General features: G+C 69.4%; 1 protein-coding gene. It reads left to right on the top strand.

The window, feature by feature from the left end; all coding sequences use genetic code 11:
• Positions 1-47 precede the first annotated feature (47 nt).
• Positions 48-1,137, top strand: a 1,090-nt coding sequence (locus tag V6U90_RS34165; protein ID WP_334445208.1) for a helix-turn-helix domain-containing protein, incomplete at its 3' end; no start/stop codon positions are given.

Raw genomic sequence — 1,137 nt, forward strand, 5'->3', positions numbered from 1 at the left:
TCCACCCCGACCAACCCCAACCCCAACCCACTGCGGGCAGCCGGTGGGTGAGCGACCCGGATGGGGCCCGGACGCTGTTCGACCAGCACGCCGACCACATCGCCACCACAAGGAAGCAGCAGGATCAGCTGCGGCAGCTGTGGAACGCCCTGATCGACCGTATGGACGGCGACGGGTTCATCACCGCCAGCGAGTCAACCCTCGCCGATGCGACATCCACATCGCGGCCGACGGTGCATGACCGGATCGTGGCATTGCGCGACCGTGGTCTGCTGCAGCTGGTCCAGGAAAGACACGGTGGCGTGGCGGCGCGGTACGGGGTGACCGCTCCGGGTCAGCCCCGGCAAGCATCGTTGCCGGCCCTTCCTGCGGGCAGCCGATGGGTGAGCGACCCGGATGGGGCCCGGACGCTGTTCGACCAGCACGCCGACCACATCGCCACCACAACGCAGCAGCAGGATCAGCTGCGGCAGCTGTGGAACGCCCTGATCGACCATATGGACGACGACGGGCTCATCACCGCCAGCGAGTCAACCCTCGCCGATGCGACATCCATACCGCAGCAGACGGTGCATAGGCGGATCGTGGCATTGCGCGACCGTGGTCTGCTGCGGCTGGTCCGGGAAAGACGCGGTGGCGTGCCGGCGCGGTACGGGGTGACCGATCCGGGTCAGCCCCGGCAAGCATCGTTGCCGGCCCTTCCTGCGGGCAGCCGATGGGTGAGCGACCCGGATGGGGCCCGGACGCTGTTCGACCAGCACGCCGACCACATCGCCACCACAAGGAAGCAGCAGGATCAGCTGCGGCAGCTGTGGAACGCCCTGATCGACCGTATGGACGGCGCCGGGTTCATCACCGCCAGCGAGCCAACCCTCGCCGATGCGACATCCACATCGCATTCGACGGTGCATGGCCGGATCGTGGCATTGCGCGGCCGTGGTCTGCTGCAGCTGGTCCAGGAAGGACGCGGTGGCGTGCCGGCGCAGTACGGGGTGACCGCTCCGGGTCAGCCCCGGCAAGCATCGTTGCCGGGCCCTGCCCCCGGACCGGACCGCCCGCAGCAGGGTGCGGACCTGTCCTGGCTGAACCACGGGGGGACGTCGCCGATGTCCGGGCCGGTACCTGCCCCGCCGGCGG

This window comes from Micromonospora sp. CPCC 206060 (genome assembly GCF_036906895.1).
In the GTDB taxonomy this organism is placed as follows: Bacteria; Actinomycetota; Actinomycetes; order Mycobacteriales; family Micromonosporaceae; genus Micromonospora.